The organism is Acinetobacter sp. ANC 4216, from assembly GCF_004331195.1.
Taxonomy (GTDB): Bacteria; Pseudomonadota; Gammaproteobacteria; order Pseudomonadales; family Moraxellaceae; genus Acinetobacter; species Acinetobacter kookii.
Genome location: NZ_SJOC01000012.1, coordinates 78,770 through 102,636, shown reverse-complemented (window position 1 = coordinate 102,636; position 23,867 = coordinate 78,770). Strand labels below are relative to the sequence as shown.

General features: G+C 44.3%; 21 protein-coding genes. 10 read left to right on the top strand and 11 right to left on the bottom strand.

What is annotated here, in order from left to right; genetic code table 11:
- Window positions 1-30: 30 nt before the first annotated feature.
- Window positions 31-2,196: a sensor domain-containing protein gene (locus E0H88_RS11270; protein WP_131274226.1), complete on the bottom strand. Its 2,166-nt coding sequence runs from the start codon at window positions 2,194-2,196 to the stop codon at window positions 31-33.
- 293 nt (window positions 2,197-2,489) lie between these two features.
- Here E0H88_RS11270 and E0H88_RS11265 point away from each other — a divergent pair, with 293 nt between their 5' ends.
- Complete coding sequence (locus E0H88_RS11265; protein WP_131274225.1) at window positions 2,490-3,764, top strand: replication-associated recombination protein A; 1,275 nt, start codon at window positions 2,490-2,492, stop codon at window positions 3,762-3,764.
- 330 nt (window positions 3,765-4,094) lie between these two features.
- Here E0H88_RS11265 and purC read toward each other — a convergent pair whose 3' ends face one another.
- From purC to dapA, 3 genes are read right to left on the bottom strand one after another with little or no spacing between them, the layout of a single operon-like run.
- Window positions 4,095-4,814 (bottom strand): phosphoribosylaminoimidazolesuccinocarboxamide synthase, encoded by a 720-nt coding sequence (gene purC / locus E0H88_RS11260; RefSeq protein WP_092820622.1) that lies wholly within the window; start codon window positions 4,812-4,814, stop codon window positions 4,095-4,097.
- Between the two features lie 36 nt (window positions 4,815-4,850).
- The gene (locus tag E0H88_RS11255) at window positions 4,851-5,456 is read right to left on the bottom strand and encodes a lipoprotein-34 precursor (NlpB) (RefSeq protein ID WP_092820624.1); all 606 of its coding nucleotides are present in this window, start codon (window positions 5,454-5,456) and stop codon (window positions 4,851-4,853) included.
- A gap of 13 nt (window positions 5,457-5,469) precedes the next feature.
- A complete protein-coding gene (gene dapA / locus E0H88_RS11250; protein WP_131274224.1) occupies window positions 5,470-6,369 on the bottom strand; it encodes a 4-hydroxy-tetrahydrodipicolinate synthase in 900 nt (299 codons plus the stop codon).
- A gap of 718 nt (window positions 6,370-7,087) precedes the next feature.
- Between dapA and mhpT the strand changes: the two genes are divergently transcribed.
- The 3 genes from mhpT to E0H88_RS11235 all read left to right on the top strand — a co-directional run bounded on the left by mhpT (window position 7,088) and on the right by E0H88_RS11235 (window position 10,198).
- On the top strand, window positions 7,088-8,293 hold the full coding sequence (gene mhpT, locus E0H88_RS11245) for a 3-(3-hydroxy-phenyl)propionate transporter MhpT (protein ID WP_131274223.1): 1,206 nt from the start codon (window positions 7,088-7,090) through the stop codon (window positions 8,291-8,293).
- 229 nt (window positions 8,294-8,522) lie between these two features.
- On the top strand, window positions 8,523-9,167 hold the full coding sequence (pncA, locus tag E0H88_RS11240) for a bifunctional nicotinamidase/pyrazinamidase (protein ID WP_131274253.1): 645 nt from the start codon (window positions 8,523-8,525) through the stop codon (window positions 9,165-9,167).
- Between the two features lie 86 nt (window positions 9,168-9,253).
- Window positions 9,254-10,198, top strand: a complete 945-nt coding sequence (locus E0H88_RS11235) for a bile acid:sodium symporter family protein (RefSeq protein ID WP_131274222.1) — start codon at window positions 9,254-9,256, stop codon at window positions 10,196-10,198.
- 97 nt (window positions 10,199-10,295) lie between these two features.
- On the opposite strand, the gene E0H88_RS11230 is transcribed toward E0H88_RS11235, so the two are convergent.
- Entirely contained in the window at window positions 10,296-11,549 is a 1,254-nt protein-coding gene (locus tag E0H88_RS11230) for a hypothetical protein (RefSeq protein ID WP_092820715.1), read from the bottom strand.
- Window positions 11,550-11,626: 77 nt separating this feature from the next.
- Here E0H88_RS11230 and serB point away from each other — a divergent pair, with 77 nt between their 5' ends.
- The 3 genes from serB to E0H88_RS11215 all read left to right on the top strand — a co-directional run bounded on the left by serB (window position 11,627) and on the right by E0H88_RS11215 (window position 14,238).
- On the top strand, window positions 11,627-12,847 hold the full coding sequence (serB, locus tag E0H88_RS11225; protein WP_092820717.1) for a phosphoserine phosphatase SerB: 1,221 nt from the start codon (window positions 11,627-11,629) through the stop codon (window positions 12,845-12,847).
- 423 nt (window positions 12,848-13,270) lie between these two features.
- The gene (gene aciT, locus E0H88_RS11220) at window positions 13,271-13,606 is read left to right on the top strand and encodes a ciprofloxacin tolerance protein AciT (RefSeq protein ID WP_092820635.1); all 336 of its coding nucleotides are present in this window, start codon (window positions 13,271-13,273) and stop codon (window positions 13,604-13,606) included.
- 152 nt (window positions 13,607-13,758) lie between these two features.
- Entirely contained in the window at window positions 13,759-14,238 is a 480-nt protein-coding gene (locus E0H88_RS11215) for an SCP2 sterol-binding domain-containing protein (protein WP_131274221.1), read from the top strand.
- A 222-nt stretch (window positions 14,239-14,460) separates the two neighbouring features.
- Here E0H88_RS11215 and dtd read toward each other — a convergent pair whose 3' ends face one another.
- Complete coding sequence (gene dtd, locus E0H88_RS11210) at window positions 14,461-14,901, bottom strand: D-aminoacyl-tRNA deacylase (protein WP_131274220.1); 441 nt, start codon at window positions 14,899-14,901, stop codon at window positions 14,461-14,463.
- Between the two features lie 358 nt (window positions 14,902-15,259).
- Between dtd and pncB the strand changes: the two genes are divergently transcribed.
- From pncB to asd, 3 genes are all read left to right on the top strand, one after another.
- Window positions 15,260-16,465: a nicotinate phosphoribosyltransferase gene (gene pncB / locus E0H88_RS11205; protein WP_131274219.1), complete on the top strand. Its 1,206-nt coding sequence runs from the start codon at window positions 15,260-15,262 to the stop codon at window positions 16,463-16,465.
- A gap of 112 nt (window positions 16,466-16,577) precedes the next feature.
- Entirely contained in the window at window positions 16,578-17,426 is an 849-nt protein-coding gene (locus E0H88_RS11200; RefSeq protein WP_131274218.1) for a sulfurtransferase, read from the top strand.
- Complete coding sequence (gene asd, locus E0H88_RS11195; RefSeq protein WP_092820645.1) at window positions 17,423-18,274, top strand: archaetidylserine decarboxylase; 852 nt, start codon at window positions 17,423-17,425, stop codon at window positions 18,272-18,274. Before E0H88_RS11200 ends, asd begins: the two co-directional genes overlap by 4 nt.
- A gap of 140 nt (window positions 18,275-18,414) precedes the next feature.
- On the opposite strand, the gene E0H88_RS11190 is transcribed toward asd, so the two are convergent.
- The 5 genes from E0H88_RS11190 to E0H88_RS11170 form a co-directional block, all read right to left on the bottom strand.
- On the bottom strand, window positions 18,415-19,026 hold the full coding sequence (locus E0H88_RS11190) for an SPOR domain-containing protein (protein ID WP_092820647.1): 612 nt from the start codon (window positions 19,024-19,026) through the stop codon (window positions 18,415-18,417).
- Between the two features lie 163 nt (window positions 19,027-19,189).
- Window positions 19,190-20,980, bottom strand: a complete 1,791-nt coding sequence (argS, locus tag E0H88_RS11185; RefSeq protein ID WP_131274217.1) for an arginine--tRNA ligase — start codon at window positions 20,978-20,980, stop codon at window positions 19,190-19,192.
- A 352-nt stretch (window positions 20,981-21,332) separates the two neighbouring features.
- Window positions 21,333-22,640, bottom strand: coding sequence for a DUF445 domain-containing protein (locus E0H88_RS11180; RefSeq protein ID WP_131274216.1), 1,308 nt, complete (start codon window positions 22,638-22,640; stop codon window positions 21,333-21,335).
- 30 nt (window positions 22,641-22,670) lie between these two features.
- Window positions 22,671-23,225 (bottom strand): CC0125/CC1285 family lipoprotein, encoded by a 555-nt coding sequence (locus E0H88_RS11175; protein ID WP_092820651.1) that lies wholly within the window; start codon window positions 23,223-23,225, stop codon window positions 22,671-22,673.
- Window positions 23,226-23,275: 50 nt separating this feature from the next.
- Window positions 23,276-23,815: a DUF924 family protein gene (locus E0H88_RS11170; RefSeq protein ID WP_131274215.1), complete on the bottom strand. Its 540-nt coding sequence runs from the start codon at window positions 23,813-23,815 to the stop codon at window positions 23,276-23,278.
- Between the last annotated feature and the right edge of the window lie 52 nt (window positions 23,816-23,867).

Genomic DNA, 23,867 nt, shown 5'->3' with positions numbered 1-23,867 from the left:
AGGACTGCAAGCATGAATAAACTTGAATGGCTAAGCAGAAGAAATGAGGGGCTGAGCGGCATCAGCCACAGGATTTAATAAGGGGGTGGCTTCCTGAAAGATCAGGGGATGATAAAAATAAAAACCTTGCCCGGTAGAACAGTCACAAGCTTTCAGCACTTCAACCTGTTCTGAACTTTCAATGCCTTCGACCAGGATATCTAAGGCAATGCTTGCACCGATCTGGCTGATGGCCTTCACAATTGCCAAATCAGAAGGGTTGTCCGGTATATTTTTAATGAAATTTCGATCAATCTTTAGACAATCAATCGGATAATCCCTTAATCGGGTCAAGGAAGAATGACCGGTCCCAAAATCATCCAGTGAAATTTTCAGCCCGGATTGTTTTAACAGGTTCAAGGCACGGATGACATAGTCGGAACCATGCTCTGAAAGACTTTGTTCGGTAATTTCTATTTCAATCAGAGGGTGGGGAATCTTAAATTGAGCAAGCCGGTTTAACAGGGTTTCTGCATAATTGTCCCTTAAGAATTCAACCGGTGCCGCATTGATGGAAATGGGTAACAGTTTCAGGCCTGCTTCCTGCCACTGGCTCATATCCTGAAAGACTTTGAGCTGAATAATTTCGCTGATTCGCGTGGCCAGTTCATAATCCTGAAAAGCGCAAGAAATGTGCAAGGGGAGCTGGGTTTGATCTTCTGCATCCTGCCAGCGCAGCAACGCTTCAAAACTGGTAACTGTTCCGTCTGCGAGCTTGACCTTGGGCTGGTAGACCGGAAAAATTTTATCGTGCTGAATAATTGCCCGCGCCAGCGAAAGCTGTTTGGTGGTGAGTGCGATGCTGTTAAACATGGTACTCGTGAACATTCGAATACCGCCACGGCCACTGATTTTAAGATCATTCAGCGCTACATCGGCACAGCGTAACAAGGTTGAGCTATTTTTTGCATCACGCGGGTATATGGCACAACCGATGCTCATTCCGCCATTAATATATTGCCCGGCATAACAGATCGGCTTATCCAGTTGCTGGCGTGCTATTTGTGCAATGTTCATCAATTCAGCCTCATCACGCAGATGTGGCACGATAATCGCAAATTCATCACCGCCCAGACGTGACACCATGACTTTTTCATTAAAACAGCCACTTAAGCGCTGACCAAGAATCTGGACTAAATAATCGCCTGCACTATGACCCAAGATATCATTGATATGCTTGAAATAGTCTAAATCAATCAGCAAAAAACCAACAGATTCTTGTTGATGCTGGGCATTTTGAAGGGTCTTTTTAAAAATTTTATGGAATGCACGACGGTTATATAAGCCAGTCAATTCGTCAAGTTCAGTCACCTGTTGCAGATTTTTTTCCGCCATCTTTTGTTGGGTGACATTCCGGGAAACACAAAGAATACTTTGGGTCGAACCATCCTCATTCAGTATGGGAGTTAACATGGTATCCCAATATTGCGGAGGCTGACCGGCAATAATGCTGATGCCATCAAAACGCGCATTTTTTCCCGTAGAGGCCTGTTTTAATGCGTGTTGTCCCGAATGCTGAATGGATTCGGGCAGTAAATTTAACCAGGACATACCCAACTTATTTTCATTGACCGGTACGCCTAAGGCGAGACAACTGGAACGGTTCATATGGGTCAAGTGACCCTGTGGTGTTAAAAGCTTGATGCAGTCTACGCTGGCATCAAGCATTTTGCCCTGTACAAGCACTTGCTGATGCAATTCGCTATGCTTTAAATAATGATCATGAATATCTGTGGCAGTGATCATCCATTCAATATTATCTAAATGTTGTGCCGCTTGAACGGAAACCCGGCAAACCCGGTAACCCTGTTGATGGTGTTGAATACGGCATTCGTGTTCGAAGCCTTGTTGAATGTGCAAGGCATTTTGCCAAAGTACCTTAAAGTTCGGGTAATCTTCAGGATGAATGAAACTTTGACATTCATCATTATGCGATAAATTGACAGGGCTACCGATGTAGTCACAAATTGCCTGATTATAATAATACCGGTTTTGTTTGTTCTTGACCCAGACCAGCTGCGGTAATTGATCAAGGATATTTTGGATAATAATGTTTTCGGCAGACAATTGAGTTTGAGGGGTTTTAATGCACTGCTGATCGGGTGTTTGGCCATCCTGACTGAAAGGTTTTCGCTTGTTTTTGAAAATATATTCCATAAAGCTTACCCATTTAAATAATCAAAATGCTTAAAATTGTGATTTATTTCACACAATAATTATATCCGTGAACATACAAAAGGAGAATGATTCAGTTTGTATCTCTGATGGCCTGCTTGTTTTGGATAAGCCACTTTACTCTATTTAAAAGTAATTCACGTAAAATATCCATCATGATGATGGATATTTTTTTTAAAATAACAGTATGATTTTTTGTAAATCACTTGATTTGAAATACGCGATATTAAAATTACATAGTAGACTTGTTTTAAGTACAGCAAAGAAATAACAAGATGTCCGAGAGCCATATTCCACTCCCTGAACGCCTTCGCCCACGTGATTTGTCCGAAATTATTGGTCAAGATCATCTCTTGGGAGCAGGTGCACCCTTACGTCAGATGATTGATCAGGGACATTTGCCTTCCATTATTTTTTGGGGACCACCGGGAGTCGGAAAAACCACCATTGCTTTGCTTTTGGCTCAAGCGGTGGATCGGCCATTTATCAGTTTATCGGCACTCAATACCGGAGTAAAAGAGCTGCGTGAAGTGATTGCCGAAAGTGGCGATTTACTGACCCCGGTCGTATTTATTGATGAAATTCATCGTTTTAACAAGTCACAGCAAGATGCCTTATTGAATGCGGTGGAAAAAGGCAAAATTACCTTAATTGGAGCGACCACAGAAAATCCCTCTTTTGAAGTGAACAATGCCTTGTTATCACGTTGTCAGGTGTATACCTTAAATGCGCTGGATGACGAGGCGATTAAGACCTTGGTGAATAAGGCAATTCAGCAGGATGCATTTTTAAAAGAACGTTATATCCAAATTGAAGAATACGAAGCATTACTGCAATTTGCGGCTGGAGACGCACGTAAGGCACTTAATTTATTAGATTTAATTGCCAGTACCTTTGAACCGGAACTGGAAAATAGCATTACCAATGCCATTGTCGTGAGAGTAGCCCAGCAGAACATTGCCCGCTATGACAAATCGGGTGAGCAGCATTATGACCTGGTCTCTGCCTTTATTAAATCCATCCGCGGCAGTGATCCGGACGCTACCTTGTACTGGATGGCGCGTATGCTGAAAGGTGGAGAAGATCCGGTGTTTATTGCCCGTCGTATGCTGATCGCAGCTTCGGAAGACATTGGCAATTCTAACCCTAACGCCTTGCTGCTGGCAGGCGAATGTTTCCGCTCGGTACAGGCTGTGGGCATGCCGGAGTGTCGTATTATTCTCGGCCAGTGTGCGGTGTATTTGGCCACCAGTGCCAAAAGTAACAGCACTTATCTGGCCATCAATAAGGCCTTAGATTTAGCAGAAAAAACGGCCAATTTGCCTGTGCCGCTACATTTACGTAATGCCCCAACCAAATTGATGAAAGAGCAGGGTTATGGGGTGGATTATTTATATCCGCATAATTACCCAGAGCATTTCGTACTGCAAGAGTATATGCCTCCTGAATTAAAAGGCACCAAGCTCTACGAATCTGCACGGAACAAGCGTGAAGTTGAAGGAGAAAAACTGCAACAGCGCCGCTGGATGCAACAGCAACAACAGCAATAACAGTCAAGATGATTCAAGACGCTGAGGCATCTTCTTTTATGCTTAGTTTTTCAGATGAAAAAAGCCCAATCCAGAGCACGGATTGGGCTGAAAATAGGATGTCTTAGGGGAGATACATCCTGGAGGGTAAACTAAAAATTTGGGTCGCTAAGCAGGAGCTTATAAAGCCATTGACTTCAATCTCTTGCTACCTGCTATGTAAGATAGATTAAGTAAAAAAACCAATATTGTAAAAACGATCATTTTTATTAACTAAATCTGTTTTTCCGATTTTTGAAGATATAAAAAACCGGGCAGTTTAGCCCGGTTTTTTAAAATTCGATGAACGAATTAGATATCAGAAAGGTCGATACCCAAACGTGCAGCAACTTCTTCATAAGCTTCAACAACACCGCCTAAACCTTGACGGAAACGGTCTTTGTCGAGTTTCTTCTTGGTGTCCTTGTCCCATAAACGGCAACCGTCTGGAGAGAATTCATCACCCAGCACAATACGGTCGTGGAACACACCGAATTCAAGTTTGAAGTCTACAAGTAACATGTTACCTGCATCGAACAGACCTTTAAGCACTTCGTTCACTTTGTAAGTGAGTTCTTTCATTTGAGCCAATTGTTCAGCAGTTGCCCAACCTAAAGCAATCGCTTGAGATTCGTTCACCATTGGGTCGCCAAGCGCATCATCTTTGAAGAACAGTTCGAAAGTAGGTGGAACAAGTTCTTTCCCTTCTTCTACACCTAAGCGACGGCATAAAGAACCCGCTGCATAGTTACGCACTACACATTCAACCGGAATCATTTTTAATTTTTTCACTAAAACTTCAGTCGGAGAAAGAAGTTTTTCAAAGTGAGTTTCAATGCCGGCAGCAGCCAATTTTTCCATGATGAAGGCGTTAAAACGGTTGTTCACCTTGCCTTTACGATCCAGCTGTTCGATTTTTTCGCCGTTAAATGCAGAAGCATCGTCACGGAAAACCAGGATAAGGTGATCTGCACTGTCTGTTTCATAAACAGATTTGGCTTTACCAGTATAGAGCAAGGTTTGTTTCAACATGGGGGAACCTTTTTCAAAAAAAAATGCCTAGTACGACTAGGCTGGCCAATTTTGGTAAATCTGGGTTAACAGTTCTGCAGCTTTTTCTTTGTCTGCAAAGCTGTTATCGGCATTGAATACAGCTAGGTTGTTACTTGTGCCTACAGAACTTAGTCTTAATACATAAATCTGCTGATCAATCTTAATGGTTACTTCGTAACGATTTTTGCTTTGACCAACAATGCTATGGTTGAGGCTGCTGAGGGTGGCAAGTGTGTACTGCCAAATTGTAGCAGAATTTCCGTCTATTTTGAGCAGTGGATTTTGGTTTCCATCACGAACCAGCTGTGGACGACCGATATTTGTGCTGTCCTGTTGAGTATCAGCTGCAGTATTCTCCTGAGCCTTGTCAGGACGGGGCAGAGCAAAGCGGTTACCACGCTTGTTTTCAAGCTGGGGTGCATGCTCAATTGCCAGCGGGTCAATTGTTGGGGCAGGATACAACGGCGTTGCCGGGCGAACCATTGAACCTTCAGGATATTTCAGAGGCTCAAGGGTTGTTGTATTTTTATAGTCCAGTGAACCATTGCTGATTCCCATTGAACTACAACCCGCTAAACTGAATGCTGAAAGTGCAAGGGTTAAACCGAAACGTAATTGCATAGTGTTGTGCTCTTTATTTAATGACACCCGCAGCGCTGAGTGCTTCACGCAATGGGGTACGATATTGTTCTGCAAGAGGAGTTAATGGTAAACGAATACCGGTACCAATTAAGCCCATTTCATGGAGTGCCCATTTCACAGGAATTGGGTTAGATTCACAAAATAAAATATTGTGTAAATTTGCAACTTTATTATTTAAAGCTTCAGCACCTTCTGCATCACCTGCAAGTGCAGCAGCACAGATCAGGCTCATTTCTTTCGGTGCGACATTGGCAGTGACAGAAATGTTGCCCTTGGCACCCACACCCATGAGCTGGTATGCCGTAGCATCATCGCCAGAATAAACGGTCATGTCTTTGCCGGCTAATTCTTCAATAAGTTCTTTGCCACGAGCAACATCGCCAGTCGCATCTTTAATGCCGACAATTTGCGGAATGTCAGCCAGACGGATCACGGTTTCATTCAGCATGTCCACGCCGGTACGGCCCGGGACGTTATACAAAATTTGCGGCAAATCAACGGCTTCAGCAATCGCTTTGTAGTGCTGATATAAACCTTCCTGGGTAGGCTTGTTGTAATAAGGCGTAACCAGTAATGCGGCATCTGCACCGAGCTCTTTTGCTTCTCTGGTGAGCTCAATGGCTTCATGGGTCGAGTTTGCACCGGTGCCGGCAATAATCGGAATGCGTTTGTTGGCTACACGGATGATCTCTTTAATCACCCGGGTATGTTCAGCCATGCTTAGAGTTGATGCTTCGCCTGTGGTCCCTACAGCCACAATACTGTTGGTGCCTTGTTCTATATGCCACTCAACCAGCTTTTCTAGACCCTTCCAATCTACGCTGCCATCTTCAAACATCGGGGTGACGATTGCGACAATTGAACCTTGAATGATCTGTGCTTGCTGAGTCATTTTAAAAAATTATCCTATTTGGCCATCCGCTCAGGTAGAAAAACATCAATTTGGATGGTTACGTATTTTGATTTATAGCAAATTCAATGCAATTGAATAATGCTTATGCAAATTATGAACGAACAAGCGGTGAAGAACAATATGCTTTAGTCAAACCATCTAAAAACTTTATGAAAAGCAAGTGAAAAATCTAACAATTAAAAAGCCAGATAATTTTTTAAATGGATATGTCCTGAAATGCTTATCCGCTTTAATCGCTCAAGATCACTTTTTTGGACTGTAAAAATGGCGACTTATATTTCAAAAAACTATACTGAGCCCAATCAACTCGCCAATTCCGGGTAAAAACCTCAGAATTTAAGATTTATTAAAGATCAGTATAGACTTTAAAGCTATATAAAATAGGCATTTAATCTATCAAAATAATTATTCAAAACTACCAGAATAATTAATAAAAACTATTAATCTATTTTAACTCTTTTCGCATAAGATGATTTTTCAGAATTGAAATGATAAGGGGCATGTTGATTTTTTGTGTGTGGATTAAACTTGATTAAGTGCTTTTGCGACTATGTGTGTTGGTATCGAAAAGTTTTAAATTTCCCGTATTTTTGTCAATAAACTGTAGATTCTTCCACTTATTGGTAGTTATTTGAATGTCCAGACTCATGGATGATGGCCTTCTTTTTAGTAACGCTGATTGAACAAGGATAATCCAATGGAAAAATCAGATAATAAGCATGCCATCGTCACGGTAGCGATCTGTTTTCTGATTGCTGTGATTGAAGGTCTGGATATTCAGGCAGCCGGCATCGCCGCTGCAGGTATTCGTGAACATTTTGGTCTCGACAGCTCTCAGTTGGGTGTGTTTTTTAGTGCAGGGATTCTGGGGTTATTACCAGGTGCACTGATCGGTGGTCGACTCGCTGACGGGATTGGTCGTAAAAAGGTGTTGATCTGGTCGACAGCAACATTTGCCGTATTTACCTTATGTACGGTTTGGGTGAACAGCTTTAACACGTTGCTGGCCGTGCGTTTCCTGGCGGGTGCGGGTCTGGGTGGTGCGATGCCGATCTTGATCACGCTGGCATCAGAAGCCGTGTCGCCAAAAAACCGTGGTCGTGCCGTGGGCCTGATGTACTGTGGTATGCCGGTCGGTGCTGCAATTTTGTCTTTAATTGCCGCCACTGAATTCGGTGCGAACTGGAAGAATGTATTCTATCTGGGCGGTTTATTGCCGATTTTCGTGATTCCACTGATGATGTGGTTCCTGCCTGAATCGAAAGAATACCTGAAAGCACAGAACAAAACCGCTGCTGAACTTGCTGCTGCACCGCAAGGTTCATTCAAGGATCTGTTTAACTCCGATAACCTGTTACGCACAATCTGCATCTGGGTGAGCTACTTCTTTACCCTGATGGTGGTTTACATCATGCTGAGCTGGTTGCCATCATTGTTTATGGAATTGGGCTTTACCCGTAAAGACGGTTCAACTGCACAGTTCTACTTCATGGTGACTGCGACCATCGGTACGATTATTCTGGGTATGTTGACTGACCGCTGGAAAAAAGCCTACGTGATTCTGTTGATGTACGGCGGTATTTTGGCAGGCCTATTGGCATTGAACGGTGCAAACTCGCTGAACCAGATGTATATGGCTGCAGCATTGGCGGGTGCCTTCGTGATTGGCTGTCAGGGTGTACTGTACGCTTTCGGTAGTATCGTGTATCCAACCGAAGTACGTGGTACCGGTGTAGGTGTTGCTTCTGCAGTAGGCCGTATCGGTGCCATGCTGGGTCCTGTCATTGCAGGTCAGTTACTGACTGCAGGCTTCGGTGCAGCAGGCGTTATTACCGCAGCGATTCCATGTATCATTATCTCGGCAGTATGTATGCTGATTCTGGTCAACCGCACCAAAGTGTAAAGATAAAAACATTTGAAAAAGCCTGCATTTGCAGGCTTTTTTGTTTTCATGCCCGCTCTGGATGGGGCAGCAAGAATGGCTCCCTGTTTCACTACCCGCTTTGAACAAGCCAAGTCAGCTGATAATTTTTATCCGAACCGGCAGTCATGCTATTTTTAGCCCCAAGTCTAAAAATCTGCTCCGCTTTTAGGCTATGCTTGCTCGCAAACTCAGATTGCAAGGGATGAAAATAATGCAGAATGCGGCTTTGATTGTTGTAGATGTACAAAATGGTTTTACCCCCGGTGGCAACTTGGCTGTGGCCAATGCGGATCAGATCATTCCGAACATTAACCAATTGGGGAAGCATTTTGACAATATTGTCATTACCCAGGACTGGCATCCACAGAATCATGTGTCATTTGCTGAAAATCATCCGGCAAAGCAGCCGTTTGAAACGATTGAGCTGGATTATGGCACTCAGGTGCTGTGGCCTGCACATTGCGTACAAGGCACTGCTGATGCAGAACTCCATCCGGACCTCCATTTACCGAAGGCACAACTGGTGATCCGCAAGGGTACGCATGCCCATATCGACAGCTATTCAGCCTTTTTGGAAGCAGATCAAAAAACCACAACCGGTTTGGCCGGCTATTTAAAAGAACGCGGCATTGATAGCGTTTTTATTGTCGGCATTGCCACTGATTTTTGTGTGGCCTGGACGGCAATAGATGCCAGCAGACTGGGATTTAAAACCTATGTAATTTCCGATGCCACCAAGGGCATTGATTTACACGGTTCATTGCAACATGCCTGGCAAGACATGCTGGCAGCCGGAGTAAAGCGTATTCTGGTTAAAGACATTATTCAGCCACAGGCACCGTCGACGGTTTAACAGGGAAAATAATCGTTTTTGCCACTGAATATGGTAAAAGCTCCTGCATCGGTTAGATACCGGAATAAATATCGGGATTGATCTTCATGCCTTATTTCTTGCGCTTTACGCAATTTATTCAGAAAACCTTTGCCCTATGGGTCGTACTATTTGCCGGTATTGCTTTAATTTTCCCGGAAGCCTTTGTCTGGCTGAAAGCCTATATCGCCTGGATGCTGGGAATCATCATGTTCGGTATGGGCATGACCATGACAGTCGATGATTTTAAAGGGGTGCTGCAAAGTCCCAAAGCCGTGGTGATAGGGGTAGCTGCCCAATTTATTGTCATGCCGGGACTGGCCTATGGCTTATGTCAACTGTTTCAATTGCCCCCTGAAATTGCCATAGGCGTGATTCTGGTGGGCTGTTGCCCGGGCGGCACAGCCTCCAATGTAATTACCTATATGGCCAAAGGGAATACGGTTTTGTCTGTGGCCTGTACTTCGGTTTCGACTCTTTTGGCGCCTGTATTAACTCCGGCCATTTTTTATCTTCTGGCCAGCCAGTGGATTGAGATGAATGCCCTGTCGATGTTGGGTTCGATTCTTCAGGTGGTATTGTTTCCAATCATTCTGGGCTTAATTGTTCGGGCTGTCCTGAAGTCAAAAGTGGACTCTTATATTCAGGTGATGCCCTTAATTTCAGTGGTGGCGATTGTGGCCATTGTGGCGGCAATTATTGCAGGCAGTAAGACCCAAATTTTGCAATCCGGCTTATTGATTCTAGGGGTGGTGGCCTTGCACAATGGTTTGGGTTATTTACTGGGTTTTTGGGCAAGCCGCCTGTTTAAACTGCCTTATGCAGACTGTAAAGCCGTTGCGGTAGAAGTCGGCATGCAAAACTCGGGTCTGGGCGTGGCCTTGGCTGCGGTACATTTTGCAGCCTCACCGATTACGGCGGTACCAAGTGCCATCTTTAGTTTATGGCATAACATTTCGGGTCCTGCATTAGCCAGTTATTGGGCAAGCAGGACAGATAAAATAGAAGAATGATCAGGAGATTTCTGCTGGGCACAGTGGTACTTCAGCATAGAATCAGAAATAAAAAAAGCCGAGTCCATGAACTCGGCTTTTTTTATTGAGTTATTTTTTAAGATGCTTTGGATTGCTTGGCTTTTAAAATTTCAGTTCTAAAGGTTTGTGCCAATTCGGCCACTTCGCTATCCATACCGTTCATCATAAAGGCATGACGGGTCAGCACATTGGTGGGATTCGGCAGGCTGACCAGCTGGTAACGGTCTGAAATGGCTTTCAGTAATTCATTCGGCAAATGAATGGCACTTTCTTTGGCTGCCAATTGTTGTACCAGACGTTCTGCCGCCTGGACAGGGCTGAGGTGCATAGCCTCAACATGGCTGGAAATGGCACTGCGGGTTTGCAACACGAAACGCTTTTCTTCACGATAACGTTTGTACAGCACATCCGACAAGAGCTGGAACACGGTACTGATCATCACCAGACATTGCACCGCATTGGGAGTTTCTACCGACATGCTAATGGTGGCGCCATGTTCATCAAATTTATGGATGGTGGCGATATCCGAACTGTTTAACTTGTAGTGCTGGACACAGAGTTCAGCGGCTTTGTTCAGAAAAATCTGGCATAAATTGAAATAGGGAACAGAAACGGTTTTATTGACCGAATCCATCAGCTGTTTTGGATCATAAAACTGGATATTCAAGGCAATACAATTGTCATCCAGAACGACCGGTTTCGATTCTTTGACTTTAGCTTTTGTCTGCGCATTGTTCTGTGCCTGGGCAATCGCAACGGCGGCATTATGCTGTTCCTGTTCCAAAGCCTGGGTCAGGGTTTGAATTTCATGTTTGAGGCGTGATTCATTGTTAATACGCGCCAGATATTCGGTACGGCTTGGACGGGCAATGGCACGATAGGCCAGCCATAACAAGCCATGAATCAGCAGCGATAATAAAATCGCCAGCCATTGGGTACGTAAAATTTCCCCAATGCTGGGTTGAATGAGGGTAATTTCAATGCTGCCGACTTTCTTTTCATTTTGCAGGGCTTCACGAACAAACACTTCGCCTTGGCGTGTCTTGGTTAATCCACCTGTTGCCAGTACCTGATTATTCGCATCCAAAATACGGATAGAGGCCACACTCGGGTTGGTGGCATAACGGTCGGCCAATAATGCCAATGACACCGTATTGGCCGGTTCCAGCTCGGACAGGCTGTCCGTGACCAGTTGCGAGGTCATCAGCTGTCCCTGACTGGCGCGGTTTGCATTCAGCTGATGCGTTGTCGCAAGTACCAGTAAAAAGGTGTGTAAAGCAAAACTTACAATCAGTAGGCTAGCAAATAGCCCTTGTCTAGGCGCATTCAACGTAAACTTCCAAGGCATTTATGTTCAAATTCGATTATGATTCTAACAATAGTTGTAGCTCAGATCCGAGTCAATTCATGCGAGAAATCATTCTTATATCATTTTTGGGACCCGACCAGCCTAATCAATTTACACGATTAATGCAGGTATTGTCCGTACATTCTTTACAAATTTTGGACGTTGGACAAGCCGTCATCCATAACCAACTGACTTTAGGTATTGTTGTTTCGTCAGATGACCAAACTGCTACAGCATTAGCCATGAAGGAGATCCTGATTCTAGCACATGATATTGGCTTAACAGTGCGCTTTAAGCCAATCACTGCATCAGAATATGATCAATGGGTGAGTGAAGGGGGGCAGACCCGGTATATCGTGACTGCACTGGCACCTGAATTGACCGCTTCACATTTGCAGGCGGTGACCCAGATTGTCTCCAGTCAGGGCTTTAATATTGAAACTGTGACCCGTTTGTCGGGCCGTCCGGAACTCAATGGTGCAGTTGAAGGGCCAAAACGCTCTTGCGTACAATTTGGCCTCAAAGGACAAATGCTGGATGCGACTGCCATGCGTGCAGCCTGCTTGCGTTTATCGGCTGAACTGAGTGTCGATGTCGCGGTTCAGGAAGATAATGCTTACCGCCGTAACCGCCGTCTGGTCTGTTTCGACATGGACTCTACCTTAATTGAACAGGAAGTCATTGATGAGCTGGCCATTGAAGCCGGTGTCGGTGAGCAAGTGGCTGAAATCACTGAACGTGCCATGCAAGGCGAACTGGACTTCCAGCAAAGTTTCCGTGCCCGCGTGGCCTTGCTCAAAGGCATGGATGCGTCTGTTTTACCCAAAATTGCCGAGCGTCTCACCGTGACCGAAGGGGCAGAGCGCCTGATTTCGACCTTGAAAGCGTTAGGGTATAGAACGGCAATTCTTTCCGGTGGTTTCCAGTATTTTGCCGAATATCTGCAAGAAAAACTGGGGATTGATGAAGTACATGCCAATATTCTGGATGTCAAAGATGGTGTGGTCACCGGTGAAGTCAAAGGTCATATTGTGGATGGCGCTCGCAAAGCCTTGTTGCTGCGTGAATTGGCGGACAAGATGGACATTTCGCTGGAACAGGCCATTGCCGTCGGTGATGGGGCCAATGACTTGCCAATGCTGTCGATTGCCGGTTTAGGGGTGGCTTTCCGTGCCAAGCCTCTAGTACGCCAGAATGCCAATCAGGCGATTTCAAGTGTGGGCCTGGATGGGGTGTTATATCTTTTAGGTGTGCATGATAAAGACCTGAGCCGTGCTTAAGGATTAGGTCTAACTGTAGATGTTCATTGACAAAACGCGACATTGATGTCGCGTTTTTTTGTGATAAAAAGAGTCAAATTACGATGAGCGGTTGACTTAAATGGCTGATAAAAACCACAATCCTTCCATTCGTAAAAAATATTTTTTTAATGCTTTTACTACGTTGTTTTTTTGTAATGACACGGCAAGTCTGAGCCCATCGCACTTCCAGAAAAAGTTAAAAATAAAAAAATGTAATGACAAAATAATATTGCGACAAGGTGTGTCGCTTGCTGAAAATACAAGACTTTTTTTCTTAAAAAAACTCCGCATAATGCATGCATAGAGATTGATATCAATATATTTCATCATTTATTCACGGTATCGGGGATTTGATTTAGACCCATATAAAAGTGTCAAAATCCTATTAGGACGGAGGTTTTTATGGTTACAGCGAATTTAGCAACCATCATAGGCTTAAGCTTGATTGCCGCTGCTTTGATAGCTGTTTTCTTCTCGCCTTATCGTCGTTTGTTAAGCTTTATGTTTGCAGGTATGCTGTTTTGGGGATTGATTGAAGCCATTCGCCTCAGTACTCAAGTGGTGTTTGATTTACCTATGGGATACAGTTATCTGACTGCCTTAATGTCAGTCATGGCAATTTTAACCCTGCTGTTAATCCGCGAAGATCGTCGCGCAGAACGCGCTTTAGCCAAACGTCGCTATATTGAACATACCCCAGTCTATGACGATGAGCAGCAACATTATTCAAGCCGTTAATTCGAAAGACTTATAAATCAAAGAAATCAAAAGATGTGCTCCGGCACATCTTTTTTTATTGATTATTGTTATACAAAGCCTTACTTCAAAAAACACAAGTTATGGTAGGATAACTCGTCAATTTTCCAACAATTACAATAGGCTTAAATGTCATGAAACTATCTTCGATTCCTGTCGTAAAATTACCGCTGGTCGATGTAAGCACGGATCCGCTTGATTTGTTAGTTGCGGGCTTAGCCTTGCGTATGAAGCAATTGGCGCGTACCAGTCCAAAATTTATTGAGCTGGTTCATGAACGTCAATTCCGTATTCAAATTGGTACCGACTTGGGTGTTGCACGTCAAATTATTGTAAACAATGGGCAAATTGACACAGTAGCAGGCGATGCAGAAAAAGCGGACTTCATTTTGCAGTTTGCAGACAGTGAACAGGGCGTAAAAACTTTAATGAAAGGTGATCCAAGTGCTTTCATGACTGGCATGCAAAATGGCACCATTAAGATGGAAGGCGATTTTGGCCTTTTGGTCTGGTTTAATAAAGTTGCCAAACTCATTCCGCCAAAATTACCTAAACCGGTCCAAGAAAAAGTGAAACTGGTACGTTCATTTATTCGTGAAAAAACCGGTAAGTAATTTAAAAAATGCTCTTAACTGAGTCATGTTGGTCAGTTAAGTAAGATGATTAGATAAATCATTATAAAATCTCCCCCCAACCCCTCTTTAAAAAGAGGGGAGCTGTCAAAAAACTAAGATAATTTTAGTAGAAATAGCTCCCTCCTTTGAAAAAGGAGGGTTGGGGAGGATTCAAAAAGCCCTCAAAAGAGGGCTTTTTTTATAGCTGAAGCCTTATGCTGTTTATTCAACTTCCAGATTAAACGTGACAGGCCCATCATTGACCAGATGCACTTTCATGTCGGCGGCAAAAATGCCCGTTTGCACATTTTCAAATTGGGATTGTGCATATTCTACTAATTGTTCATAAAGCGCTTTGGCTTCACTCGGTGGCATGGCTGGACCAAAGTCCGGACGTAAACCTTTTTGCGTTTGTGCCATTAGGGTAAATTGCGAAACCAGTAATAATCCACCGCCGGACTGAGCCACATTCCAGCCCATTTTGCCCTGTTCATCATCAAAAAAACGGTATTTCAATATCTTATCAATCAGCTTTTTACCTTTGTCCAGATTGTCTTCTTTGCCTAGGCCCAGAAAAACCAGAATGCCTTTTTCAATCTGCCCGGTGGTTTCACCATCCACCACAACTTTTGCTTCCAGAACCCGTTGCAATAATGCACGCATAACTTAACCAATTTAAATCTTCAATTTATCCGCAGCATTGTAGCAAACAGGCAGAAATTTAAGCTTTAAAATACACATAATATCTCCACTGGATTATCAGGTTTGGTTAAAGATATTTTGCGCTATCTTTGCATGAATAAATTCAAGCAGGATTTCACGAAACTGGATATGAGTAAGTAAATGTGAGAGTCGTGACCCAAGGCATCTTATAGGAAATGAAATACGGCTCTATTGCTGAATAATAGTGAAGTTTAGCCCTTACGCGATGGGCTTGACGGGTACAGCTGTACGCAAAACTAGCAATATCAAGATAAAAAGTGTGTTTTAATGCAGTCAGCACAGCGAAATTTCATTAGATATGGCTCCAATCATTCAATCTTTGCTTGATACCGACTTGTATAAATTCACCATGTTACAGGTGGTACTGCATAAATTTCCTCAAACGCACAGTGTTTATCATTTCCGTTGCCGTAATTTAGAGGATACTGTTTATCCGCTGACGGATATTCTGGACGATTTGAATCAGCAACTCGACTATTTATGCCAGCTTAAGTTTAAAGAAGATGAGCTGCTCTATCTCCGCAGTTTACGTTTTATTAAAAGTGACTTCGTGGATTATCTGGAACTGTTCCAGCTGAAACGCCGTTTTATTAAAGCCAGCATTGATGAGCAAGGCCGTCTGGACATCTGGATTGAAGGCCCGATGGTTCAGGCCATGATGTTTGAGATTTTTGTTCTGGCCATTGTCAATGAACTGTATTTCATGCGTATTCGTAGTGATGATGTTCTGGCAGAAGGTGAACGCCGTTTGCAAGCCAAAGTCGAACTGTTAAAGCATTATGAAAAAGAACTGAAACCTCATGATCCACCTTTCTTGGTGTCGGATTTTGGTACACGTCGTCGTTATAGCTTTGCATGGCAAAAACATGTGATTGAAGTATTTAACCATGCTTCACCGAATATTTTCCGGGGTACCAGCAATGTATTGATTGCCAAGGAATTGGGTATTACGCCGATTGGAACGATGGCGCATGAGTTTTTACAGGCCTTTCAGGCTCTGGATGTGCGTTTACGCGATTTTCAGAAAGCGGCACTGGAAACCTGGGTGCAGGAATATCGTGGCGATTTAGGGATTGCTCTGACGGATGTGGTGGGGATGGATGCATTCCTGCGTGACTTTGATTTGTACTTTGCCAAACTGTTTGACGGTCTGCGGCATGACAGTGGCGATCCCTATGAATGGGGTGACAAAGCCTATGCCCACTATAAGAAATTAAAAATTGACAGCAAAACCAAGATGCTGACCTTTAGTGATGGTCTGAATCTGGAAAAGGCCTGGGACTTGCATCAATACTTTAAAGACCGTTTTCAGGTCAGCTTTGGGATTGGCACCAATTTAACCAATGACTTGGGACAAGCGCCTCTCAATATTGTGTTAAAACTGGTGGAATGCAATGGTCAATCGGTGGCAAAAATTTCCGACAGCCCAGGAAAAACCATGACTGATAACGATACCTTCCTGGCCTATTTACGTCAGGTATTTAATCTCACCGAAACGGAATAATCATGATGGTTATAGCTGATTTTCTGCTAAATGAATGTAAAAAATCAGCATAATAGTGAAAATGACTTATGCTAAGATCGGCAATGTTGATCTAAATAAAACATGAAAAAGTATGACTGTATCTGCACTTAATTTTGGTCTGCTGATAGAAGCAGAAGAGCTAGTTCCATTTTTAGGCAATGAAAAATTACGCATTGTCGATTTAAGCCGTCATTCTGTTTATGATCAATTGCATATTCCGCATGCCATTCATGTGCAACCGAAACAGCTAGTACGTCAAGAAGAGCAAGCATCAGGTTTATTGCCCGATGTAGAGGGTTTAAAAGCCCTGATTGAATATCTGAACATTTCGCCTGAACATCATGTGGTGGCCTATGATGATGAAGGGGGAGGCTGGGCAGGGCGCCTGATCTGGAACCTGCATTGTCTGGGTTTTGAAAATACCAGCCTGTTGAATGGCGGCATTCATGCCTGGCTGGCCGCCGGTTTGCCTACTTCTTCAGACGTGGAAAAATTAGTTCCCGTAGGGTCTCTAGTGGACATTAATCAGAGCAATATTGAAAAGTACCGTATTGAATATGCAGATCTTTTAGAAAAAGTCCAGAACCATGACATTCAATTGTGGGATTGCCGTACCGAAGATGAATATACCGGTCTTCGACTCGCAGCGCGACGCGGCGGTCACATTCCAGATGCGCGACATTTTGAATGGAGCACTGCCCTAAATCGTGAAAATCATTTAAAATTGCATCCCCTAGAACGCACTCAGCAGCGCTTGGAACAACTTGGTTTCAATTTAAATGAACCTGTGGTGGTGTATTGTCAGTCACATCACCGTTCGGGTCTGGCCTATATTTTGGGTCGATTACTCGGTTGGAAGATACAGGCTTATGATGGTGCGTGGAGTGAATGGGGCAACCGCCTCGACAGTCCGATTATTACCGGAGAGTTACCGTCTTGAGTTTCACATCACGTTTAAAAAAACAATTATTTATTCAAGCTCAACGTGTTGTGCCCCAACACCAGTTATCACGTGTCGTGGGTAAACTCGCAGCGAGCGAAAACCCAATCATCAAAAATACCGTGATTCAGGCTTTTAAAGCCCAGTATGGGATTGATATGTCGATTGCTGAACAAAGCAATGCATTGAAATTCAAATCATTTAACGAATTTTTTACCCGCTCTTTAAAAGAGGGTGTGCGTCAAATCGATACGGATCCGCACAGTATTGTGTCACCTGCAGATGGTGCCATTTCACAATTGGGTAAAATTGAAGAAGGCGATATTTTTCAGGCCAAGGGTCAAAGCTTTTCGGTGGAAAAACTGATTGCCGATCCGCAATTGGCTGAACCCTTCAAAAATGGTCATTTCGCGACAGTGTATTTATCACCTAAAGATTATCACCGTGTGCATATGCCTTTTGCCGGAACTTTGACTGAAACCTTGTATGTGCCAGGTGAATTGTTCTCGGTCAATCAAACCACGGCAGAAAATATTCCAGGCCTGTTTGCGCGTAATGAACGTATGGTCTGTCTGTTTGATACTGAACTGGGGCGTATGGCGGTGGTTCTAGTCGGTGCCATGATTGTTGCAGGCATTGAAACCGTGGCAACGGGTAAGGTAAAACCGAGTGGACATCTGGAACTCAACCAGCACAACCTGTTTCTTGAAAAAGGCGCAGAGCTGGGCCGTTTCTATTTGGGTTCAACCGCTGTGGTGCTATTTGAAAAAGATAAAATGCAATGGGACCCGATGTTTAAAGCCAATTCCGTTGTAGTGATGGGCGAAGCTTTGGGGCATACGGTTTAATAATATTCCTTCTCGCTATGGGAGGAGGTTAGGTGGAGGGGCTTTTAAGTATTACCTCTCCCTAACCCTCTCCTAGCAAGGAGAGGGAATTTAAGCCATAAAAAAGCGCCTCAAATAAGGCGCTTTTTAATGTCTAAAAATTAACGTTTCACCACAATGGAATCGATGCCACTGCGTTGCAAAGTTTGCTGTGCAATCATCGCAGCTTCCTGAGAATCATAAGGCCCAGAAATTACCCGATACCAGGTTTGACCGCTTTCAACCGATTTCACTACGTCAGCAGACAGACCATTCAGGATAATTTCGGCACGGCGTGCATCGGCACTATCTGGATCGGGATAGCTACGCACCTGCAAAATATAACTCGGCTGGTGGGCAACTGGCGCTTCAGCGCTTTCCAGACCTGGCTCGGCTGTCTCAGCTGGAGGAGCCGTTTCTGTTTCTGGAGCTTCAACAATCACCACAGTTTCTGAATTTTTAGTTTCAGGAACTGCCTGATCTGGAATAGGCGTTACTTGCTGCTGTGGCAATAAATCATAGAAACGATAGTCCTTGTTGGTATCTTCCTGATAATGTTCAGAACTGATCTGATTTTTCGGTTTAACCGGCGCCCACGGTTTCCATAGCATCAAAGCTACCGCAAAACTCAACACAATTAAAATAACGACAAGCGTTCCCAGCCATGCAGGAATTAATGGCTTTTTCGGCTTATTCGGTCGTTCAGAGACACCGCGCTGCGTTTTTCCAAACACGTGGGATTCCTCGTGTGTTATTTTTAAATTAAATGTTTTTAAAAACAAGGTCTTATTTTTAAAATAATAATCCCTTGTTTACCCTGTTGTCTATAAAACATGAGCTAAGCTTGCATCATCAACATGACTTTCAGTCTTGCAGTGATGCAAAAGCTGGTTTTGCTTACATCGCCTCAGGAGCAGATACACCTAATAATTCTAAACCATTACGTAAAACCTGTTGTACGTTTACTGAAAGCAATAAACGGGCTTGTGTAAGTTCAGCATCATCATTGAGTACTTTATGCTCATTATACCAACCGTGGAATAATGCTGCCAATTCTTTCAGATAGTTACCGACTTGATGCGGTTCATAACTGTTGGCTGCACGAACCACGATTTCCGGGTAGGCTGCAAGTTTGGCCAGAATTTCTGTTTCTGCATCCAGCGCAAGTTTCGCCGCAAATTGACGTGCATTCGCAGCATCAAAGTTCACGCCTGTTGTCGCTGCTTTTTCTAGCATACGGCAGATACGGGCATGTGCATATTGAATGTAGTACACGGCATTGTCTTTGCTTTGCGACACAGCCAGGTCCAAGTCAAAGTCAATGTGCTGTTCAGACTTACGCATCACGTAGTAGAAACGCGCTGCATCGTTGCCGACTTCTTTACGCAGGTCGCGTAAGGTCACGAACTGACCTGAACGGGATGACATCTGCACCATCTCGCCACCACGCCATAAGCTCACGAACTGAACCAGAAGCACGGTCAATTTTTTCGAGTCATAGCCCATTGCATCAATCGCTGCTTTAACACGTGCGATATAACCGTGGTGGTCTGAACCCCAGATATCCACAATATCAGTATAGCCACGTTGCAATTTGTTCAGGTGGTAAGCAATGTCAGAGGCGAAGTAAGTGGTTTGACCATTACGGCGTTTGACTACACGGTCTTTTTCATCGCCAAATTCAGTCGACTTGAACCAGATGTTGCCATCTTGTTCGTATAAGAATCCACGTTGATCCAGGGTTTGTAGCGCTTCTTCAATTTTTTCGGTTAAAGATGCTTCACTGAACCATTGGTTGAACGTTACACCAAATTCGCCCAAGTCATCTTTAATGTCATCCAGAATGGCTTTGAGCGCCGCTTGATGGAATACGCGATAACCTTCGCCAATCAAGGCTTGAGAGTTATGAATCAGGCCATCAATGTGTTTTTCTTTATCGCCTGAAAGCACAACCTTATTGCCATCTGCATCCAGTTCTTCAGCATATTGCACATCTTCAGGCACATCTTTGTAGACATCAGCGACGGGACGGACATAAGCATCGCCATCCTGGTCGATAATACTTTGCGCGATTTCTTTAACGTAGTCGCCCTGGTAAGCATTTTTAGGGAAGACTAAGGTTTGACCCCTAAGCTCTAAATAACGCAGGTAGGTAGAGGTCGCCAGGATGTCCATCTGACGGCCAGCATCATTGACATAATATTCACGGTCAACTTTGGCACCGGTTGCTTCCAGCAGGTTAGCAACGGTCATGCCGTATGCCGCACCACGGCCATGCCCGACGTGCAGGCTGGAAGTCGGGTTTGCTGAAACAAATTCGACTTGAATACGTTTTTCGGCATTGGCCCGGGTACGGCCAAACTGATCTTGTTGCGCCTGAATCTGGTCTAGAACAGCAAAGCGCTGGTCGGCATTTAAAAAGAAGTTAATAAAGCCGGGACCCGCAATTTCTGCTTTGCTGATGTCTGCTACTTCAGGAAGGCTTGCAAGAATTTTTTCTGCAAGATCGCGAGGCTTCATACCTGCAGCTTTAGAACCAATCATGGCAATATTCGAAGCGAAGTCACCGTGGCTTCGGTCTTTGGTTCGCGTTAAATGACCGCTGTTATTCCAGTCGGATGGAAGTACACCTTCAGCTTGAAGAGATTGCACTGCATGATCGAGAGCTGCTTGGATTGCCGTATTCATAATCAGTCGAAAAATAAATGTCGCAGAAAAACAGCAAATATAGCAAATTTCACAGTCTTTAGGTGAACCCATTTGTATTGAATGAATCTTGTCCGACAACGAGTGCAGAATTGAAGCCGGATAAATGCTGCCAAAGATGTAAAAAAGCATGATTTAGGCTTGTCTAAACGGATCATTTCCGAGGGCTTTGTTTTTCCTATTATGCTGATTTTATTGCAGGTACTATGGAAAAGGACTGCAAAAGCGGTCGTTCTGCCTATGCTGTCATCAGCCTGAACAAGAGCAAAGCACGGCTTTGTTTTCTGTCAGATACAGCTCAGGATGAGTCTGTGTATGAGTGCCTTGCTCCCTGCTAAAGCGCCCAGTCAATCAGGGCACGAATAATCCCCAGCACTAAACCGATAAAACCGCCGACCACCACACCATTGACCCGGATCATGTGCAAGTCGCCACCGACTTCATTTTCAATTTTGTCGATCATTTCGCGCGAATCCCACTCATGAATGCGTTCGCTGATAAAACGGATCACTTTTTCGCTGTATTGATCACTTAAATTGACCGCAAGGCCACTCATCCGCTCATTCAGCAATTGACGTACAGCCGGATTGGAAATGATATTTTCCCCGACCTGTTGAATGGCAATACGCAGGTTTTGCGCAATGCCTGAATCTGCCTTGAGTAAATCGGCTTTAATGGCATCACAGAGGATCACTACGGCGCCACTGATAAAATTCAGTACCTGCGGGCTATCCAGCAGGGCATTTTTGGTGCGGTTTAAACGCTCACTGGCCTCACTTTCACTATCGGCCAGCTCCAGCATAAGCTGCAGGCCCATCTGTTCAATTTTTTGCCGCCACGGATGCTGCGGGTCGGCCAGCATGGATTCCACCCGTTCAATCAGTGAATCGATGGTGCGTTGCTGTACATCAATCCCAATCCAGCTGGCACCTTTGGCCAGTTTCCACACGCCTAATTCTTTGAACAGCCGGCGAGTCATTTCATGGGCTTGTTCAGGATGTGAGATCATCCATTCATGCGCCAAATCCAGTCCGCGTTGCAATACATCCTGATGGAAATCATTTTCCAGCACCGCGCGCAGCATTTCACTGGCCAGCGTGTTGATCTGGGTATTACGTACCCACTGCACACTGTTGTTTTGAATGAAATTTCCAATCTGTTCCTGACCGACAAATTCAAAAATCTTGGGTACGGTTTGCTGAATCACTTGCGTGACCTGGGTGTTATTTTCCGGCTTTGCCAGCCATTGTCCAATCGCCAGACTCAGATCGGTACTTTTTAGGCTTCTTTCCACCACTTGTGGAGATAAAAAGTTTTCCTGGACAAAACGCCCCATGGATTCGGCAATCCGGGCCTTATTGCGCGGAATAATTTCAGTATGATCGAGCAGGAACTTGGGAATCGGCATTTTCCCAAACGGATTGCGGAACAATACGGTAATGGCATACCAGTCGGCCAGTCCGCCGACCACACCTGCTTCGGCAGAAAGCATCAAAATATGAATGAACCAGGCATATTCAGGAATCAGCTTGGCCACCAGCATCAGCACCAGCCAGGTAACGATGGCACTGATTAAGGCAATGGTGGCAAAGCGTTTACTGCGTTGCAAACTCGGTGTGGTGATTGCTTCCGCTGTGCTCATGCAAGATTCCTGTCGGTTGCTAAACTATTGTTATTTTGCCGTTTTCGGTACAGGTGGGGGCAGCACCTGGCCATTAGGACCCAGGCCATATTTTTGTCCTAAATATTTTAAAATCAAATAGGCATCAAAGGCATCGTCGGGTGCTTTTTTCTGATCTTTATAACATTCAATGGTATAGGAAACCTGTACCGGGTCAATAGTCACTACACGCGGCATGTCATAAAACGGGTCAGGCCAGAAGCCGGGATAACGGCGATAATAGCCATAGGGATAGTACATCGGGCTGGAATAGACCACGGCCTGACGGGGAGGCTGGTTGCGGTTACTCGGATCATTCAGCACCTTAAAATAGCGGAAGCCATTTTGTACTGTGGTCTGGGCGGCTTTTACCAAGGTAATTTCTTCGGCAGTGCCAAAACTCATATTGGGACGGGCCTGAAAACTGATGCGATAGCTTTGTGCATTCAGGGGGGTATTGCTAAATTGCCCGAGCTGGTCAAAAGTCAGCGGTTTTGAAGGCGTGGTTGCACAGCCTGACAGGGCCAATGCCACCACCATGCTCAAGCCTAGAATGCTGTTCTTCATGTTAAACCTCCATACGATTTACTGTGCGCGGGAGGAGACACAATAAATGCTTAGAAACGACTATTCGGTTGGGTTAAAAATTCGAGTTCTTCTACAGTTGAGCTACGTGCCAGGATGTGATTGCGGTGCGGATAGCGTCCGAAACGGTCAATAATCACCTTATGCATTTTTTCGTAATCCAGATTCATGGGATTATTTAAGCGCTGAAATAATTTTAACGCGAATTCGTGAATCAGTTTCGATTCACTGTGCATAAAGGGCATGTATAAAAACGACCGTTGTTCCGGACTTAATTGTTTATCCAAATCCAGGCTAATGGCTTCTTGCGCCAGTGCCAGGGCCAAGGCATCCTGGGCGAAGGCCTGAGCCTGGTCCCGAAACAGGTTACGCGAGAATTGATCCAGAACAATAATTTCAGCCAGGCGGCCTTCAGCGGTTTGACGCCATGACCACAGTTCAGAACGTGCCGCTTTTTGGTGAATGTCCTGAAATTTTTGCTTGATCAGTGCATCAAAATCATCACTTTTAGCAAACCACAAGGGCTGAGTTTCCAGACTAAACCAGAAGTCCAAAATATCTGGATAATTCATAATATTTACAATTCCTTAGCACTTATTATTCAATACAAACACAAAATTCAGA

Coding starts and splice junctions, on each gene's coding strand:
- E0H88_RS11270 (WP_131274226.1), bottom strand. CDS start 2,196: ATGGAATATATTTTCAAAAACAAGCGAAAACCTTTCAGTCAGGATGGC.
- E0H88_RS11265 (WP_131274225.1), top strand. CDS start 2,490: ATGTCCGAGAGCCATATTCCACTCCCTGAACGCCTTCGCCCACGTGAT.
- purC (WP_092820622.1), bottom strand. CDS start 4,814: ATGTTGAAACAAACCTTGCTCTATACTGGTAAAGCCAAATCTGTTTAT.
- E0H88_RS11255 (WP_092820624.1), bottom strand. CDS start 5,456: ATGCAATTACGTTTCGGTTTAACCCTTGCACTTTCAGCATTCAGTTTA.
- dapA (WP_131274224.1), bottom strand. CDS start 6,369: ATGACTCAGCAAGCACAGATCATTCAAGGTTCAATTGTCGCAATCGTC.
- mhpT (WP_131274223.1), top strand. CDS start 7,088: ATGGAAAAATCAGATAATAAGCATGCCATCGTCACGGTAGCGATCTGT.
- E0H88_RS11235 (WP_131274222.1), top strand. CDS start 9,254: ATGCCTTATTTCTTGCGCTTTACGCAATTTATTCAGAAAACCTTTGCC.
- serB (WP_092820717.1), top strand. CDS start 11,627: ATGCGAGAAATCATTCTTATATCATTTTTGGGACCCGACCAGCCTAAT.
- aciT (WP_092820635.1), top strand. CDS start 13,271: ATGGTTACAGCGAATTTAGCAACCATCATAGGCTTAAGCTTGATTGCC.
- E0H88_RS11215 (WP_131274221.1), top strand. CDS start 13,759: ATGAAACTATCTTCGATTCCTGTCGTAAAATTACCGCTGGTCGATGTA.
- dtd (WP_131274220.1), bottom strand. CDS start 14,901: ATGCGTGCATTATTGCAACGGGTTCTGGAAGCAAAAGTTGTGGTGGAT.
- pncB (WP_131274219.1), top strand. CDS start 15,260: ATGGCTCCAATCATTCAATCTTTGCTTGATACCGACTTGTATAAATTC.
- E0H88_RS11200 (WP_131274218.1), top strand. CDS start 16,578: ATGACTGTATCTGCACTTAATTTTGGTCTGCTGATAGAAGCAGAAGAG.
- argS (WP_131274217.1), bottom strand. CDS start 20,980: ATGAATACGGCAATCCAAGCAGCTCTCGATCATGCAGTGCAATCTCTT.
- E0H88_RS11180 (WP_131274216.1), bottom strand. CDS start 22,640: ATGAGCACAGCGGAAGCAATCACCACACCGAGTTTGCAACGCAGTAAA.
- E0H88_RS11175 (WP_092820651.1), bottom strand. CDS start 23,225: ATGAAGAACAGCATTCTAGGCTTGAGCATGGTGGTGGCATTGGCCCTG.
- E0H88_RS11170 (WP_131274215.1), bottom strand. CDS start 23,815: ATGAATTATCCAGATATTTTGGACTTCTGGTTTAGTCTGGAAACTCAG.